This is a genomic window from Blastomonas sp. CCH1-A6 (assembly GCF_001556365.1).
Lineage (GTDB): Bacteria > Pseudomonadota > Alphaproteobacteria > Sphingomonadales > Sphingomonadaceae > Blastomonas > Blastomonas ursincola.
Window position 1 is genome coordinate 1 of the sequence record NZ_LSIS01000451.1, and the last position, 15,132, is coordinate 15,132.

General features: G+C 65.6%; 15 protein-coding genes. 12 read left to right on the forward strand and 3 right to left on the reverse strand.

The annotated features are described in order from the left end of the window. Window positions 1–68: 68 nt before the first annotated feature. The 3 genes from AX735_RS20425 to AX735_RS20435 all read left to right on the forward strand — a co-directional run bounded on the left by AX735_RS20425 (window position 69) and on the right by AX735_RS20435 (window position 2,101). Window positions 69–443, forward strand: coding sequence for a GFA family protein (locus tag AX735_RS20425; protein ID WP_066284223.1), 375 nt, complete (start codon window positions 69–71; stop codon window positions 441–443). A 111-nt stretch (window positions 444–554) separates the two neighbouring features. After that, window positions 555–1,148, forward strand: a complete 594-nt coding sequence (locus AX735_RS20430) for an LOG family protein (RefSeq protein ID WP_066284226.1) — start codon at window positions 555–557, stop codon at window positions 1,146–1,148. Between the two features lie 20 nt (window positions 1,149–1,168). After that, window positions 1,169–2,101 (forward strand): phytoene/squalene synthase family protein, encoded by a 933-nt coding sequence (locus AX735_RS20435; protein ID WP_066284229.1) that lies wholly within the window; start codon window positions 1,169–1,171, stop codon window positions 2,099–2,101. On the opposite strand, the gene AX735_RS20440 is transcribed toward AX735_RS20435, so the two are convergent. Further along, window positions 2,102–2,539 (reverse strand): hemerythrin domain-containing protein, encoded by a 438-nt coding sequence (locus AX735_RS20440; protein ID WP_066284233.1) that lies wholly within the window; start codon window positions 2,537–2,539, stop codon window positions 2,102–2,104. A 156-nt stretch (window positions 2,540–2,695) separates the two neighbouring features. Between AX735_RS20440 and AX735_RS20445 the strand changes: the two genes are divergently transcribed. From AX735_RS20445 to AX735_RS20475, 7 genes are all read left to right on the forward strand, one after another. Next, the gene (locus AX735_RS20445; protein WP_066284238.1) at window positions 2,696–3,826 is read left to right on the forward strand and encodes an efflux RND transporter periplasmic adaptor subunit; all 1,131 of its coding nucleotides are present in this window, start codon (window positions 2,696–2,698) and stop codon (window positions 3,824–3,826) included. Between the two features lie 22 nt (window positions 3,827–3,848). Further along, window positions 3,849–6,929, forward strand: a complete 3,081-nt coding sequence (locus AX735_RS20450; protein WP_066284239.1) for an efflux RND transporter permease subunit — start codon at window positions 3,849–3,851, stop codon at window positions 6,927–6,929. Window positions 6,930–7,013: 84 nt separating this feature from the next. Next, complete coding sequence (gene msrA, locus AX735_RS20455) at window positions 7,014–7,547, forward strand: peptide-methionine (S)-S-oxide reductase MsrA (RefSeq protein WP_066284265.1); 534 nt, start codon at window positions 7,014–7,016, stop codon at window positions 7,545–7,547. 89 nt (window positions 7,548–7,636) lie between these two features. Then, window positions 7,637–8,500: a UTP--glucose-1-phosphate uridylyltransferase GalU gene (galU, locus tag AX735_RS20460; protein WP_066284240.1), complete on the forward strand. Its 864-nt coding sequence runs from the start codon at window positions 7,637–7,639 to the stop codon at window positions 8,498–8,500. A 76-nt stretch (window positions 8,501–8,576) separates the two neighbouring features. Beyond that, window positions 8,577–8,888, forward strand: a complete 312-nt coding sequence (locus AX735_RS20465) for a hypothetical protein (RefSeq protein ID WP_066284244.1) — start codon at window positions 8,577–8,579, stop codon at window positions 8,886–8,888. A gap of 128 nt (window positions 8,889–9,016) precedes the next feature. Then, entirely contained in the window at window positions 9,017–9,592 is a 576-nt protein-coding gene (locus tag AX735_RS20470; RefSeq protein WP_066284250.1) for a hypothetical protein, read from the forward strand. Window positions 9,593–9,609: 17 nt separating this feature from the next. After that, window positions 9,610–9,984, forward strand: coding sequence for a hypothetical protein (locus AX735_RS20475; RefSeq protein WP_066284252.1), 375 nt, complete (start codon window positions 9,610–9,612; stop codon window positions 9,982–9,984). 81 nt (window positions 9,985–10,065) lie between these two features. Here AX735_RS20475 and metK read toward each other — a convergent pair whose 3' ends face one another. Both metK and lnt read right to left on the reverse strand, forming a co-directional pair. Continuing rightward, window positions 10,066–11,283: a methionine adenosyltransferase gene (gene metK / locus AX735_RS20480; RefSeq protein WP_066284254.1), complete on the reverse strand. Its 1,218-nt coding sequence runs from the start codon at window positions 11,281–11,283 to the stop codon at window positions 10,066–10,068. Window positions 11,284–11,357: 74 nt separating this feature from the next. Then, window positions 11,358–12,890, reverse strand: coding sequence for an apolipoprotein N-acyltransferase (lnt, locus tag AX735_RS20485; protein WP_066284255.1), 1,533 nt, complete (start codon window positions 12,888–12,890; stop codon window positions 11,358–11,360). Window positions 12,891–13,019: 129 nt separating this feature from the next. Between lnt and AX735_RS20490 the strand changes: the two genes are divergently transcribed. Then, window positions 13,020–13,709, forward strand: a complete 690-nt coding sequence (locus AX735_RS20490; protein ID WP_066284258.1) for a hypothetical protein — start codon at window positions 13,020–13,022, stop codon at window positions 13,707–13,709. Between the two features lie 163 nt (window positions 13,710–13,872). Further along, complete coding sequence (locus AX735_RS27115) at window positions 13,873–14,943, forward strand: sigma-54 interaction domain-containing protein (protein WP_066284262.1); 1,071 nt, start codon at window positions 13,873–13,875, stop codon at window positions 14,941–14,943. Window positions 14,944–15,132: the final 189 nt, after the last annotated feature.

A 15,132-nucleotide genomic window follows, 5' to 3' on the forward strand; every position in this document is an offset into this window, starting at 1 on the left:
GACCCTTGGTCGGCGGTCCCCCTCCCCGAGACAAGCTCGGGGAGGATTTTATAGTCTGGAGCCCTTTCATGTACACCGGATCATGCCTGTGCGGTGCGATCGCCTTCACCGTTTCCGCCCCGCTCAAGGGGCCCGATGCCTGCCATTGTGGGCAGTGCCGCAAGCAGTCGGGCCATTACTGGGCCTCGACCGACGTCAAGCGCAGCGATCTCGCGATCACCGGCGAGGAGCATGTGCACTGGTACCAGTCCAGCCCAAAGGTGCGGCGCGGCTTTTGCGGGACCTGCGGCAGCTTCCTGTTCTGGGACCCGCCGCACCGCGATTCGATGGCCGTGGCGATGGGCGCGTTCGATGCGCCGACCGACACGCACCTGCACGTGCATATCTTCACCGCGCACAAGGGCGATTATTACGACATTGCCGACGGCCTGCCGCAGGAATGAGGGCAGTCAGTCCTCCCCCAGCTCGCTCGGGGAGGGTTTAGTGTTGGCAAGGCTTGCTCCGCCCCGCATTTCCGGCGATGGACCTGGCAACATCCCCATTCAGGAATCACCATGACCGCTCCGTTCAAGCGCCTGGCCGTCTATTGCGGCTCTGCCACCCCTGCCGATCCCGTCTATATCGAAACTGCGCGCATGACCGGCGCGACGCTCGCCAATCGGGGGATCGGCGTCGTCTATGGCGGCGGACGGCTCGGGCTGATGGGCGCGACCGCCGATGCGGCGCTTGAGCTGGGCGGCGAGGTGATCGGCATCATCCCCGAGGCGCTGGTCCGGCCCGAAGTCGCGCATCAGGGCTGCACTGAACTGCACGTCGTGCCCGGCATGCATGCGCGCAAGCAGGCGTTCACCGACCTGTCCGATGGCTTCATCGTGCTGCCCGGCGGCGTCGGCACCATGGACGAGCTGTGGGAGGCGATCAGCTGGTCGCAGCTCGGCTATCATGACAAGCCGGTCGGGCTGCTCAACGTGAACGGCTTTTACGACCAGCTCGTCGCCTTCAACCGCCACATGATCGAGGTGGGCTTCATCCGCCCGCAGCACGCGAACATCCTGATCGTCGATGACACGCTCGACGGATTGCTCGCCAAGATGGCGGCCTACGAGCCGCACCAGTCGATCTTCTCGATGACGACGGATGATCTGTAGTTTCGCAGCGGCATGCACCCATGGATAGAGCCGCCCTTGTCGATCATGCGCGCGATTCGATCGCGCGCGGCTCGAAATCCTTCGCGCTCGCCTCGAAGCTGTTCGATCCGCTGACCCGCGAGCGCGCCTGGCTGCTCTATGCCTGGTGCCGCAAGTGCGATGACCTCGCCGACGGCCAGGACATGGGCCATGGCATGAGCGCGGTCGCCGATGCGCAAGAGCGCGTCGCCTATATCCGCGAGCAGACTGACCGGGCGCTGACCGGTCAGCCGACCGACGACCCGGCCTTTGCCGCGCTGGCAGTGGTGGCCGCCGAATGCCGCCTGCCCCGCGCGATCATCTTCGACGTGATCGAAGGTTTCGCGCTCGACGCCGATGACTGGCGCCCGCGCACCGAGCGCGACCTGTATCAATATTGCTATCATGTCGCCGGCGCCGTCGGGCTGCTGATGGCGATCGTGATGGGCGTCGATCCGGCTGACGAGGAAACGCTCGACCGCGCCTGCGATCTCGGCCTTGCCTTCCAGCTCGCCAATATCGCGCGCGACCTGTCCGAGGACGATTCGGTGGGGCGCTGCTACCTGCCGGTCGAATGGCTGGCGGAGATGGACATCCCGCCAGGCCAGCACATGAAACCCTGGCTGCGCCCGCAACTGGTACCGCTGGCGAAGCGGCTGGCCGATCGCTCCGAAGCGCACGAGGCCTCGGCCCGGGTCGGCGCGGTGCGGCTGCCCTTTCGCGCGCGCTGGGCGGTGCTGGCGGCAGCGGGGATCTATGGCGATATCGCGCGCGAGGTGCGCCGCCGCGGCGCGCAGGCCTGGGACCACCGGGTCATCACCACGCGCGGGCAGAAGATCGGATGGGTCGCGCGCAGCCTTGCTCAGGCGATGCGAACCCCGGCGCCGGTCAGCCGCGAAGGCTTGTGGACGCGTCCGCGCAAACCAGCGCGTTGATCACGCCGCCTTTGCGGCGCGCAGCCGTTCGGCCATCGGATAGATTTCCTCATGCTCGCGATCGATCCGGTCGGCGAGCGCCGCGAACACTTTGGCAGATTCGGCGCGAAAGCCATCGGCATCGGCAAGCAGCGCATCGGCGCGCTTCCAGCGGTCGACAAAGTCGAGAAAGGCATCGGCAAGGCCGCCCATTTCCTGCCAGTAGCGTTCTGCCGTGCGCGCCATGGCGGGATCGCTGGCATTGCGCAACGCGGGGTAGAGGATCTCGTCTTCGAGCGCGAGATGGATGCGCAATATGCCGGTCAGTCGCGCGAGCATCAGCGTGATCTCGACCGCTGCAGGCCGGTCCCAGATCTGGAGCGAGCGCGCCTGGATGTCCTCCACGATGGCAAGACAGGCTTCATGCTGCGACTGCAGTTGTCCGATGCGCCAGTTCATACCCTGCGTCCTCCCCGCACCGATGAGCCATCGGAGCGATAATCGGGGCTAAACCAGTTTAGTTAAGGCGCGGCTAATGCCCATGGCACCGCGATAAATGCTATCGATTTCAGTTCTGCGCTTGCCAGCAAAACTGGTTGCAGATAGAAACTCAATATGCGTTTCGTCACCGCGCGCCGTTACGGCCCCCTCACCCTGTCGCTGATCGTCGGCGCTTCGCTGGCGCTGTCCGCCTGTTCGGGCGGCAAGGACGAGCCCGCGCCTGTCGCGGCGGACAAGGTCTATCCCGTGACCATTGCGCAAGTGCAGCCTGCCAGCACCTCCGCGCTGATCACCGCAGCGGGCACGGTGCGCTATCGCTACGAGACACCGCTGGGCTTCACGACAGCGGGCAAGATCGCCAGCATCCGCTTCCAGGAGGGCGACCGGGTGATGCCCGGTGCGCTGATCGCGGCGCTCGATGCGACCCAGGTCGGCGCCAATCTGGAAAGCGCCAGGGCCGAGCAGCAGCGCGCGCAGGCCGAACTCGGCCGGTTCCAGCAGCTGTTCGAAAAGGGCTGGGTGACTCGCGCGCAGCTCGAACGCGCCGAGGCGACCGCGCGCGCTGCGACCGCCCAGGTCAGCACCGCAGGCTTTGCCAGCGGCACTTCGCGTATTCTCGCACCTTCGGGCGGCATTATCCTGGCGCGCAGCGCAGAGCCGGGACAGGTGGTGGCAGCCGGCACGCAGATCGTCGTGCTGGGCGAGACCAGCGGCGGCATGGTGCTGCGCGCGCCGATGATCGACAGCGATATCGCGCGCCTTTCCCCCGGCATGCCGGTCCTGGTGCGGCTGTCGGCGGTGCCCGGCGGCGAGATCGAGGGCGTCATCAGCGAGATCGACGCGCGCGCCAATCCGAGTTCGGGCGCATTCGAGGTGACGGTCGCGCTGCCCGCCAACCCTGCCCTGCGATCGGGCCAGATCGGCACGGCGGAGTTCCGCGTCGCCGCCGCGCCCGATGCGTCAGGCCTCGCGGTTCCCGCGAGCGCCGTGTTCAACGTCCGCGCGGACGAGGGCTTTGTCTATCTGCTCGACCCGAAGACAAGCCGGGTGCGCGCCCGCGCGGTGCAGATTGGCCGGATCGACGACAAGGAACTGATCGTCACCGGCGGGCTCAGGCCCGGCGACCGGATCGTGACCTCGGGCCTGGTGCTGCTGACCGATGGCGCGAAGGTGAAGCCGCTCGCCAGCCGCCAGCCAAGCCGCACCACCGCCGCTGCGGCCCCGGCCGCCGACGCCGCGCGATGACGCCGACCCGGCGCGCCCCGCAATGAACCTTGCCGCCTTCACCATCGCCCGCTGGCAGCTCAGCCTGGTGGCGTTCCTGCTGCTCGCAGCCTTGGGCCTGACCTCGCTGCTCACCATTCCGCGCTCGGTCGATCCGCATTTCCCGATCCCCGTGGTCACCGTGATCATCGCATTGCCCGGAGCCGACGCCGCGGACATCGAGCAGACCATCGCCAAGCCGGTCGAGGAGGTGCTGCGCGGCATCGACGATATCGACGAGATTCGCGCGGGGATTACCGACGGCTTCGTCACCGTCACCGCCGAGTTCGACTGGGACGGTGACCCCGACCAGTATTTCAACGATGTCGTGCGCGAAGTGAGCGCGATCCGCAGCCAGCTGCCCGAAGGCATTACCGAGCTGCGCTATCGCAAGGCACGCACCACCGAGGCGGCAGTGCTGCAACTCGCGATGGTCAGCAAGACCGCGAGCTGGCGGCGGATGCAGAAATATTCGGAGGATATCCGCGATACCTTCGTGCGCTATCCCGGCGTGCGCAACACGGTGATCGACGGCCTGCCGCAGCCCGAGGTGCAGGTGGCAATCGACAGCCGCCGCCTTGCCGAGCTGGGCCTCGCCCCGTCCGCGATCGCCGATGCGCTGCGCCGCGGCGGCGCGGAGCTGCCGCCCGGCGCGGTGGACAGCGCTGGGCGGCGCTTCAATGTCGAGGCGGGCGGCGCCTATCGCGATCTCGACACGATCGCCAACCTGCCGATCCGCGCGGGCAACGGCACGCTGATGCGGGTGAAGGACGTCGCCGATGTCCGCTGGGGCAATGCCGAACAGCTCTATATCACCCGCTTCAACGGCGAGCGCGCGATCTTCCTGTCGATCCTGCAGAAGGACGGGTTCGACGTGATCCGGCTCAAGGCGTCGCTCGAAGAGGAGCTCAAGCGGCAACAGGCGAATTTCCCGCCCGATGTCCGGCTCGAGCAGATTTTCGACCAGAGCCGCGACATCGAGCACCGCCTGAGCGAGCTCACCCGCGACTTCTCGATCGCACTCGGCCTCGTCATCATCACATTGCTGCCGCTGGGGTGGCGCGCGTCGGTCATCGTGATGATCTCGATCCCGCTGTCGCTCGCCTCGGGCCTGCTTGCGATCAGCGTGATGGGCTTCAACCTGAGCCAGCTGGCGGTCGCGGGCTTCATCGTGGCGCTGGGCCTGCTGGTCGACGATTCGATCGTGGTGACCGAGAATATCGCGCGGCACCTGCGCATGGGCAAGCGCCGCTCGATCGCCGCGATCGACGCGACGCGCGAGATCACGCCTGCGGTGCTCGGCTCGACCGGCGTGCTGATCTTCGCCTTCACGCCGCTGCTCTTCCTTCCCGAAGGCGCAGGCAAGTTCACCCAGTCGTTCATCTACACGATCATCTTCACCGTGTTCGCCTCGCTGGTCATCTCGCTGACGATCATCCCCTTCCTCGCCAGCCGCATCCTCTCGCGCGACGAGGACCCGGAAGGCAACGCGATCCTCAAATGGCTGACGCACCAGATCGAGCGGCTCTATCGCCCGATCCTGCACGGCGCGCTCGACAAGCCCAAGCAGACCTTCTGGGCGTCGATGGCGCTGACCCTATCGGCCTTCGCGCTGATCCCGGTGCTGGGCTTCAGCCTGTTCCCCTATGCCGATACCAGCTATTTCCGCGTCACCATCGATGCCGAGCAGGGCAGCAGCGTCGCCACCACCGACGCGCTGGTGCGTAAGGTCGAGGCGGTGCTGGCGAAGGAACCCGACATCAAGGTGCGCGCGGCCAATACCGGCAGCTCGAACCCGCAGGTCTTCTACAATGTCTTCGCGCTCGACCAGCGGCCCAATTTCGGCGAGGTGTTTGCGGTGATGGATGCCTGGCATCCCGATCGCAGTCCGCAGATGATCGCGCGCATCCGCGACCGGCTCGAGCAGATTCCCGGCGCGCGCTTCAATGTTGAACTGTTCCAGAACGGCGCGCCGATTGCCTCGCCCGTGGCGCTGCGCATCACCGGCGAGAATCTCGACACGCTGCGTGACATTGCTGCAAAGGTAGAGAAGATCCTGCGGTCGACGCCTGGCGCGCGAGACGTGATCAACCCGGTCGCGACCGACGGCATCGACCTGGATATCGGCATCGACGATGCCAAGGCGGCGCTGCTCAACATCGCGCCGGGCGAGCCGCGTCGCGCGATCCGCCTGGCGCTGTCGGGCGAGAATGCGGGCACGTTCCGCGATCCCGAAGGCGACAGCTATCGCGTCACCGTGCGCCTGCCGCTCGGCGAGACCCAGCCGATCTCCGCGCTCGACAAGGTCTATGTCGCCAGCCGCACCGGCGAGGCCATTCCGCTCTCGCAGATCAGCACGCCGCGCCTCGAAAGCGTGCCGCCGCAGATCCAGCGCTTCCAGCTCGAACGGTCGGTCACCGTCACCGCCAACGCCCAGCCCGGGGCGCTGCCCGCACGGATCAGCCAGCAGGCGATGGACGAGGTGGGCAAGCTGAAACTGCCGCCGGGCTATCGCGTCTCCGCCGGCGGCGAGGCCGAGGCGATCGCGACGGTGTTCGGCGGCCTGGGCCCGATCATCCTCATCGCGCTGTTCGGTATCTTCGCGGTGCTGGTGGCCGAGTTCGGCCGTTTCCGCGAGACGATCGTGGTGGCAGGCGTGATCCCGCTGGGCACGTTCGGTGGTTTTGTCGCGCTGTTCGTGACGGGCTCGTCGCTCAGCTATATGGCGATCATCGGCTTCGTCGCGCTGATCGGAATCGAGATCAAGAACTCGATCCTGCTGGTCGATTTCACCACCCAGCTGCGCCGCGAAGGCATGGAATTGCGCGCCGCGATCGAACGCGCGGGCGAGGTGCGCTTCCTGCCGGTGCTGCTTACCTCGGTCACCGCGATCGGCGGGCTGCTGCCGCTCGCGCTGTTCGGCGGATCGCTCTATGCACCGCTTGCCAGCGTCATCATCGGCGGGCTGATTTCCTCCACCCTGCTCTCGCGCATCGTCACCCCGGTCATGTACCTGCTGATCGCGCGCGGCGGAGAAAAGGACAGCGATGCCAAGGCACCGCCGGTGCTGCCGGTTGAAGGCTGAGACGGTTGTTTTGAGCGGCCTTCACGCTATCTCTCTGGAGAACGTAAACCAAGCCCGGACTTGGAACAGACAAGGATGGAAAGCATGACCGAACAAACCGCCATCATCGCCGGAGGCTGTTTCTGGTGTACCGAGGCCGTGTTCAACGACGTGATCGGCGTGAGCAAGGTCGAGAGCGGCTATATCGGCGGCACCACCGAGAACCCGACCTACAAGCAGGTATGTTCGGGCAATACCGGCCATGCCGAGGCGATCCGCGTGACCTTCGACGACGCGCAGCTGAGCTATGCCGATCTTCTCGACATCTTCTTCGCGACGCACGATCCGACGCAGCTCAACCGCCAGGGCAATGATGTCGGCACCCAGTATCGTTCGGCCATCTTTCCGCTCGATGCGGTGCAGCAGGTCGAGGCCGAGGCCGCGATGAGCCGCAACCAGGCGAACTGGCCCTCGACCATCGTCACCACGATCGAGGAGCCGACGACCTGGTACCCGGCCGAGGACTATCACCAGGAATATTGGCAGGGCGAAGGCCAGCGCAATCCCTATTGCCTGGCGGTGATCCCGCCCAAGCTGCAGAAATTGCGCAAGAGCTTTGCCGCGCGGGTCAAGGCCTGAGCCCGGCGTCACCGGGTCGCGGCTTGACAGCCGGGCGGCACGCTGCAAGGTCTCGCCTCGGCTGTCGGGGCCGATAAAGAGGACATAACGTGAAGCCCATCCGCAAAGCTGTGTTTCCGGTTGCCGGTCTCGGCACCCGGTTTCTTCCCGCGACCAAGGCCATCCCCAAGGAGATGCTGCCGATCGTCGACCGCCCGCTGATCCAGTATGCGGTGGACGAGGCGCGCGAGGCCGGGATCGAGCAGATGATCTTCGTCACCGGCCGCGGGAAGAGCGCGATCGAGGACCATTTCGATATCGCGTTCGAGCTGGAAAAGACGATGAGCGAGCGCGGCAAGTCGCTCGCGGTGCTCGAGCCCACCAGGCTGGGCCCCGGCAATTGCGCCTATGTGCGCCAGCAGGAGCCGCTGGGCCTGGGCCATGCGATCTGGTGCGCGCGCGATATCGTCGGTGACGAACCGTTCGCGATCTTCCTGCCCGACGAATTCATGGTCGGATCGCCCGGCTGCATGAAGCAGATGGTCGAGGCCTATAACCGGCTGGGCGGCAATCTGATCAGCGTGCTCGAGGTGCCGCGCGAGGCGGTGTCGAGCTATGGCGTGATCGCGCCGGGCAAGAGCGAGGGCGATGTCACCGAGGTGCTCGGCCTGGTCGAAAAGCCCAAGGTAGCGGATGCGCCGTCGAACCTGATCATCTCTGGCCGCTATATCCTGCAACCCGAAGTGATGCGCACGCTGGAGAGCCAGGAAAAGGGTGCGGGCAACGAGATCCAGCTGACCGACGCGATGGCGCGGATGATCGGCAGCCAGCCGTTCCACGCCGTCACCTTTGCCGGCAAGCGCTACGACTGCGGCTCGAAGGCCGGTTATGTCCAGGCGAACCTGGCGATTGCACTGGAGCGCGAGGACATGGCGGACGAAATCCGCGCCTTTGCGGTGGATCTGCTGAAATAGCGGTTCAGGATCGGCTCAGCCGGGCTATAGCAATATCCAGCGCGCATGGGCTCAGGCGCGCTGGAGGGTTGCATACATGAAAATTTCGCTGGGGCTTGCCCTGATCGCCCCGCTGGCGCTGACCGGCTGCATTGCGAGCGCGGTGGGCACTGTCGTCACTGCGCCGGTCAAGATCGTCTCGAAGGGCGTCGATCTGGCCACCACCAGCCAGTCCGAAGCCGACGAGAATCGCGGCCGCGCGATGCGCAAGGCCGAGGAGCGGCTGGGCAAGCTGCAGCGCCAGCGCGACAAGGCACTGCGCAAATGCGACGATGGCGATGACGATGCCTGCGAGCAGGCGCGCGATATCCAGGAACAGATCGACGAGGAACGCGACCGGGTGATGTAGCCCCCGGAACCTTCGCCCGCGCTCTTCATCGCGGGACTGGTCACGAATCGATCCTGCGGTTAAGGGCCAGAACAGGGCGGGCCGCATCGCATGCCGAGCCCCTCGTTGACGAAAGGCCTCGATATTCCATGGATGGACAGCAGCTCTTTTTCCTGATCGCCGCGCTGGTGATCGCGGTGATGATCCTCATCTGGGCGCTGGTCGGGCGCAGCGGCGGCGCAGGCCATCACGATGCCAGGCACGGCCATGACGATCACGGCCATGGCGCACATGGGCAAGACGGTCATGGCCACGATCACGGTCACGCCGCGGTCGAAGCCCCGCCCGCGATCATTCCGACCATCGGCGGCGCGCCCGATCCGACGGTCGCGGCGCTCTCCACCGCCGATGTCGATGCTGAGATCGCTGCTCAGGCCGCCGAGGCCCAAGCCAGCGGCAAGCCGCGCATCGCGGCCGCCGTGGGCGAGCCGGACGATCTGCGCAAGATCAAGGGCATCGGCCCCAAGCTGAACACGCTGCTCGGCGAACTGGGCGTGGCCCGCTACGACCAGATCGCCGCCTGGACCGCCGCCGATGTCGCGGAGATCGATCCCTATCTCGGCACGTTCAAGGGCCGCATCGAGCGCGACGGCTGGATCGAGCAGGCCGGCTTCCTCGCCCGCGGCGACATTGCCGGTTTCGAGGCGAAATTCGGGAAGCTGTAAGGGCAGGATCGCGGGCGATGGAGACCGGAGCGCTGCTCAGGCTGGCCTATCTTGCCAACATCCTGATCCTTGTACCGGTCTGCTGGGCGATGTTTTTCGGCAACGCCATGGCTTCGGTCTTTCAGGGAACGGTGACCGACAGCCTGGGTCTCAGGCTGCTGGTAGGTAGCCTCTGGGCCGCAATTCTGTCCGCGTCGGTGTTCGGGCTTTTCATGCCCGTGCTGTTCGCGCCTCTGCTGCTGGTCCAGATCATCTACAAGGCGCTGTGGTTGACCCTGTTCGTCCTTCCGCTCATGCTGGCAGGCAAGCCTGCTCCCTGGGGCATTGCCAGCATCTTTGCCGCCATCGTGCTGACCTATCCGTTCGTTCTTTGGCGCGCCTGGAGCAGCTGACCGCAAGGCCACTCCCAACGACAAAAGGCCGGGTCATCGTGCTGATGACCCGGCCTTTCGTGTTTCAGTGATCCGGCAGGATCAGGCCAGCGCAGCCTTGAGCTTCTCAGCGAGGTCGGTCTTCTCCCAGGGGAAGAAGTCGCCTTCGGGCTTGCGGCCGAAGTGACCGTAAGCGGCCGACTTCTGGTAGATCGGCTTGTTGAGGCCCAGATGCTCGCGGATGCCGCGCGGCGTCAGGCGGACGAGCTGCGGCAGCACCGCCTCGATCCTGTCGTCGGCGACCGTTCCGGTGCCGTGCGTGTCGACATAGAGCGACAGCGGCTCGGCAATGCCGATGGCGTAGGACAGCTGGATGGTGCAACGACGCGCCAGGCCGGCCGCAACAATGTTCTTGGCCATGTAGCGGCTGATATAGGCCGCCGAACGGTCGACCTTGGTCGGGTCCTTGCCCGAGAACGCGCCGCCGCCATGCGGCGAGGCACCGCCATAGGTGTCGACGATGATCTTGCGACCGGTCACGCCGGCATCGCCATCGGGACCGCCAATCTCGAAGCGGCCGGTGGGGTTCACATAGATCTTGGTCTCGTCGGTGATGAAGCCCTCAGGGAGGACATCGTGCATCACGCCAACGACATAGTCGTACAGCTTCTGATACTTGTCGGCATCGCCCTGGCCTTCGTGCCAGTAATAATCGGGCGCGTGCTGGGTCGAGACGACGAGAGCGGTGGCGCGCACCGGCTTTTCGTCTTCATAGGCGAGCGTCACCTGGCTCTTGGCGTCGGGCTCAAGGAAATCGACGACCTTGGCGTGACGGTCTGCAGCCATGCGCTCGAGGATCTTGTGCGAATAGTCGAGCGTCGCGGGCATAAGGTCTTCGGTCTCGTCCGAGGCATAGCCGAACATGATGCCCTGGTCGCCCGCGCCTTCGTCCTTGTTGTCCTTGGCATCGACGCCCTGCGCGATTTCCGCCGACTGGCCGTGCAGATGGTTCTCGAAGCTGAAGGTCTCCCAGTGGAAACCTTCCTGCTCGTAGCCGATGCGCTTCACGGTCGCGCGGACGGTCTTCTCGATCTCCTCGAGCGCGCCGGGGGCCCATTCGCCATTCTCGTATACGCCCTTGCAGCGGATTTCACCGGCCAGGACGACGCGCTGGGTAGTGGTCAGCGTTTCGCAGGCGACGCGCGCATAGGGGTCCTTCGACAGGAACAGATCGACGATCGAATCGGAAATCTGGTCCGCAACCTTGTCGGGATGGCCTTCGCTGACCGATTCGGAAGTAAAGAGGAAGCTCTTGCGCATGGATCGCCTTCTCGCTGAGGCCCAGGGGCGACCGCCCCTGAGGCACATATAAAGATTTCCTTATATCACGGCCCTTAACGGCGGAATGCACGCAGCGCAACCGCGAACAGCAGCAGCAGCCCGGCCAGCCCAAGCGCAAGCGCGTTGCCCCAGAGCGCAAACGGCGTGGCGGCATGCGCCCTCGGCAGCACAGCATCGATATGCCCCGCCTTGTGGTGCGCAATCGAATCGAGCAACCGCCCATCGGCATCGACCACTGCCGAGATGCCGGTAGGGGTGGAGCGAATTACCGGCAGCCCTTCTTCCAGTCCCCGCATCCGCGCCTGGGCCAGATGCTGGGGCGGGCCCCAGGGGCCGAACCAGGCATCGTTGCTGGGGTTGAAGATGAAGTCGGGGCGATTGTTCCGATCGGCCACCTCGCCCGAGAAGACGATCTCGTAGCAGATCTGCAGCCCCATCCGGCCCAAGCGGCCGAGATCGAGCGTCTGCGCCCCCGGCCCGGGGGTGAAGCCGAGCGTCCCGGGCACCAGTCGCGACAGCCCGATCTGGCCGAGGATTTCTTCATAGGGCAGATACTCGCCGCCGGGGACCAGATGGCTCTTGTCATAACTGCCCAGGATCTCGGCCTGGCTGGAAAAGACGAACACGCTGTTCGCCGCCGCAATGGCGCGCCCGTTGCGGTCGAAATCGAGCTTCACCCCGCCGGTAACCAGCAGATCGCCATCATTGATCGGCCGGGTCAGCCGGGCGCGGATGCCCGCGGGCGTTTCGGGATAATAATAGCGGCGCGGATAGCCATCCTCGACGAAATCCTCGGTCGCAGCCTCGGGCCAGAACACGATGCGCCCCGGCGGCGCCTTGCGATCGACGGTCTGATCGACCAGCCGCGCGAAATTGCGCGCGGCCATGACCGGATCATATTTGTCCGACTGGTCGTTGTTCGGCTGTACCACGGTGATCGGCGTGCGCGTGAAGCCCGCAGGCGAAGGCGCAAGCGTCCATCCGCCCAGGCTGAGGAGCGCCACCCCGGCGAACAGACCGAGCGCGGGCTTCCACTGCCGCTGCACTGCCAGCAGCAGCGCGCCCGCCATCAGCATCACCAGGGCGCCCAGGCCATAGGTGCCCACCAGCCGCGCCGCCCAGCCGAATTCCAGCGCGACAACGCCGAGGGGGTTCCACGCAAATCCGGTAAACACCCACGCGCGCATCCATTCGGTGACCAGCCACAGGGCGGCAAAGGCGAGAATGAAGCATATGTCCGCCGCTGCAGTCTTGCGCGGAAGCAGATGCGCCAACAGCGTCGCCAGCGCCGGAAACAGCGCCAGATAGCAGGACAGCCCCACCACCGCGACCCAGCCGAGCCAGTGCGGCATGGCATCCTGATAGGTAAAGGCGATCGCGATCCAGTTGAGCCCGATGGTGAACTGGCCCAGGCCAAACAGCCAGCCGCGCGAAAACGCGGCCTTTCGGCTCGGTGCCGTGGCGATGAGATGGATCAGCAGTGCCATGCACGCCAGCGTCACCGGCCACAGGTTCAGCGGTGCAAAGCCGGTGGCGGAAAGCCCGCCCGCCAGCAGGGCGAGCCATTTGGGAAAGCGCTGGATCATCTGTGCGGTGCTATGCCCGGCCTGTTGCGGCGTGACAATCGGCGTTGCAACGCGCCTGTCACGAACCGCAGGGATTTTGCACCAAAATCAGGTGACAGGCCGCACCGCCCCCCGCATAAGCTTGCGGCCATGATCCACCTCGCTGCCCTGCTGTTCGCCGCGCAAGCCGCACCTGCACCCGTCGCCCCGCCCGCACTGACCCAGACGCAGCGCGACGACCTGACCTGCGCGGCGGCCTTCGCGATCATCGCGTCCGAGCAGGAGCGCGGGGTGACGTCCGCATTGGCCTATCCCACCATGGTCACGCGCGGCCGCACCTATTTTGTTAACACCGCCGAGCGAATCGTTACCGAAACCGCATCGAGCGATGCGGCGATCGGCGCAGCGCTGACGCAGATTGTCCAGCAGTTGCAGAGCGATGCGGCGCAATCGAACGACCCGGCGGGCGTGGTCGATGCCATCATGACCCCGTGCCTCGAAAAGCTCGACGCAGCCGTTCCCGTGCCTCCGCCGCCATCGATGCTGCAATGCGCGGTCTATGTGCAGCTCGCCTATGAGGAGGTGAAGGGCCGCGAGGGCGATTCGAACACCGCGCGCGACCTCAAGACGCTCGCCAGCGTGCTCGAATCGCGCGCCCGCGACGAGATGCGCGACGCGGGGCTGAGCGGCAACGAGGCCGATGCGAAGCTGATCGAGACGCGCGAGGCGGCGATCGCGAAGGAAAAGGCGCGCAATCCCGGCGACGATGCGCAGGCTGCTGATGGCGACATCGATTTCGAAGCCTGTTTCAACATGGCCAAGCCCGCCGAAAAGCGCTGACCAGCGGGCCGCCCCATATCGGGACGCGGCTTATCCACAGCCTGTCAAAAAAATGGCGAAAACTGTCAGCGGACCTGACGACTTTACCCATCGTTAACGATTGACCCCTAAATCGTTAACCAGACACGGCAAGCAGTGCCGGTAACGATATGGGGCAAGCAAAATGGAACAGATCGACGGACAGGCCATGGCCGAACTGATCGTGGGCAACAGCGTTGCGATCCGCGAGATCCGCGGCCTCGTGCGCTTTGCCGCCCAGACCAATGCTTCGGTTCTGATCACCGGCCCGTCGGGCACCGGCAAGGAGCTGGTCGCGCACGCGCTGCACCGCGCCTCGCAGCGCGCCGCCGCCCCTTTCATCGCGGTCAACAGCGGCGCCATCCCGCGCGAGCTGATCGAATCCGAACTGTTCGGCCATGAAAAGGGCAGCTTCACCGGCGCGATCGCCCGCCGCATCGGCCATTTCGAGTCCGCGCATAACGGCACGCTCTTTCTCGACGAAATCGGCGAGATGCCGCTCGACATGCAGGTCCGCCTGCTGCGCGTGCTCGAGGACCAGAAGGTCCGCCGCATCGGCAGCAACGACGATGTGCGCGTCGACGTGCGCCTGATCGCGGCAACCCACCAGTGCCTCGAAAGCGCGATTGCAGAAGGCCGGTTCCGCGCTGACTTGTTCTACCGCCTCAACGTCCTGCCGATCGAGCTGCCTGCCCTCGCCGAGCGCCTCGAGGACATTCCGATGCTGGTCCAGCATTTTCTCTCGCGCGGCTTTGCCGCCGACAATCCGCCGGTGTTCACCGATGAGGCGATGGCGATCCTGATGGCGCATGACTGGCCGGGCAACGTCCGCGAGCTCAAGAACCTGGTCGAGCGCGCCGCCGTGTTCTTCCAGGGCATGGAAGTCGGCACCGACCAGATGGCGATGCTGCTTCGCCCGATCCGCTCGGCGCGCCCCGAACTGTCGCAGCCGATCGGCGTGGCGATGCCGGCCAATGTCGTGCCGATGGCTGCTGCTCCCTCCGTGACCATTCCGGCCCCTACGCCCAGCTTCGCCAAGCCGATCGACCTGCGCGAATATCTGCAGAACGAGGAGCGCCGCGTGCTGATCGAGGCGCTCGAATCGACCGGCGGCGTGGTTTCCGCTGCCGCCCGCCTGGTCAAGCTGCAGCGCACGACCTTTGTCGAGAAGATGAAGCGCTACCAGATCGGCCGCGAAATCGCGCTGAGTGCGTAAGGTTCGGCAAAAGCGCCGCGTTGCGGCATGGAAGACCTGCTAGCCCTCCCCCTTGATGGGGTAGGGTTGGGTGGGGGTGGCCTCTCCGGATTGCGAGGCCTTCCGCCATCGTACCGCCGCACACCAGCCGAACCATCACCCTCACCGCTGCGACTAGGCTCCTTCGTCGCCAAGTCTCGCTGCCTCTCC

Excerpts from the sequence above, each read along its gene's own strand:
- metK (WP_066284254.1), bottom strand. The coding sequence starts at position 11,283 with ATGCGCAAGAGCTTCCTCTTTACTTCCGAATCGGTCAGCGAAGGCCAT.
- AX735_RS20440 (WP_066284233.1), bottom strand. The coding sequence starts at position 2,539 with ATGAACTGGCGCATCGGACAACTGCAGTCGCAGCATGAAGCCTGTCTT.
- AX735_RS20425 (WP_066284223.1), top strand. The coding sequence starts at position 69 with ATGTACACCGGATCATGCCTGTGCGGTGCGATCGCCTTCACCGTTTCC.
- AX735_RS27115 (WP_066284262.1), top strand. The coding sequence starts at position 13,873 with ATGGAACAGATCGACGGACAGGCCATGGCCGAACTGATCGTGGGCAAC.
- AX735_RS20475 (WP_066284252.1), top strand. The coding sequence starts at position 9,610 with ATGGAGACCGGAGCGCTGCTCAGGCTGGCCTATCTTGCCAACATCCTG.
- AX735_RS20470 (WP_066284250.1), top strand. The coding sequence starts at position 9,017 with ATGGATGGACAGCAGCTCTTTTTCCTGATCGCCGCGCTGGTGATCGCG.
- AX735_RS20490 (WP_066284258.1), top strand. The coding sequence starts at position 13,020 with ATGATCCACCTCGCTGCCCTGCTGTTCGCCGCGCAAGCCGCACCTGCA.
- lnt (WP_066284255.1), bottom strand. The coding sequence starts at position 12,890 with ATGATCCAGCGCTTTCCCAAATGGCTCGCCCTGCTGGCGGGCGGGCTT.
- AX735_RS20430 (WP_066284226.1), top strand. The coding sequence starts at position 555 with ATGACCGCTCCGTTCAAGCGCCTGGCCGTCTATTGCGGCTCTGCCACC.
- msrA (WP_066284265.1), top strand. The coding sequence starts at position 7,014 with ATGACCGAACAAACCGCCATCATCGCCGGAGGCTGTTTCTGGTGTACC.
- AX735_RS20435 (WP_066284229.1), top strand. The coding sequence starts at position 1,169 with ATGGATAGAGCCGCCCTTGTCGATCATGCGCGCGATTCGATCGCGCGC.
- AX735_RS20450 (WP_066284239.1), top strand. The coding sequence starts at position 3,849 with ATGAACCTTGCCGCCTTCACCATCGCCCGCTGGCAGCTCAGCCTGGTG.
- AX735_RS20465 (WP_066284244.1), top strand. The coding sequence starts at position 8,577 with ATGAAAATTTCGCTGGGGCTTGCCCTGATCGCCCCGCTGGCGCTGACC.
- AX735_RS20445 (WP_066284238.1), top strand. The coding sequence starts at position 2,696 with ATGCGTTTCGTCACCGCGCGCCGTTACGGCCCCCTCACCCTGTCGCTG.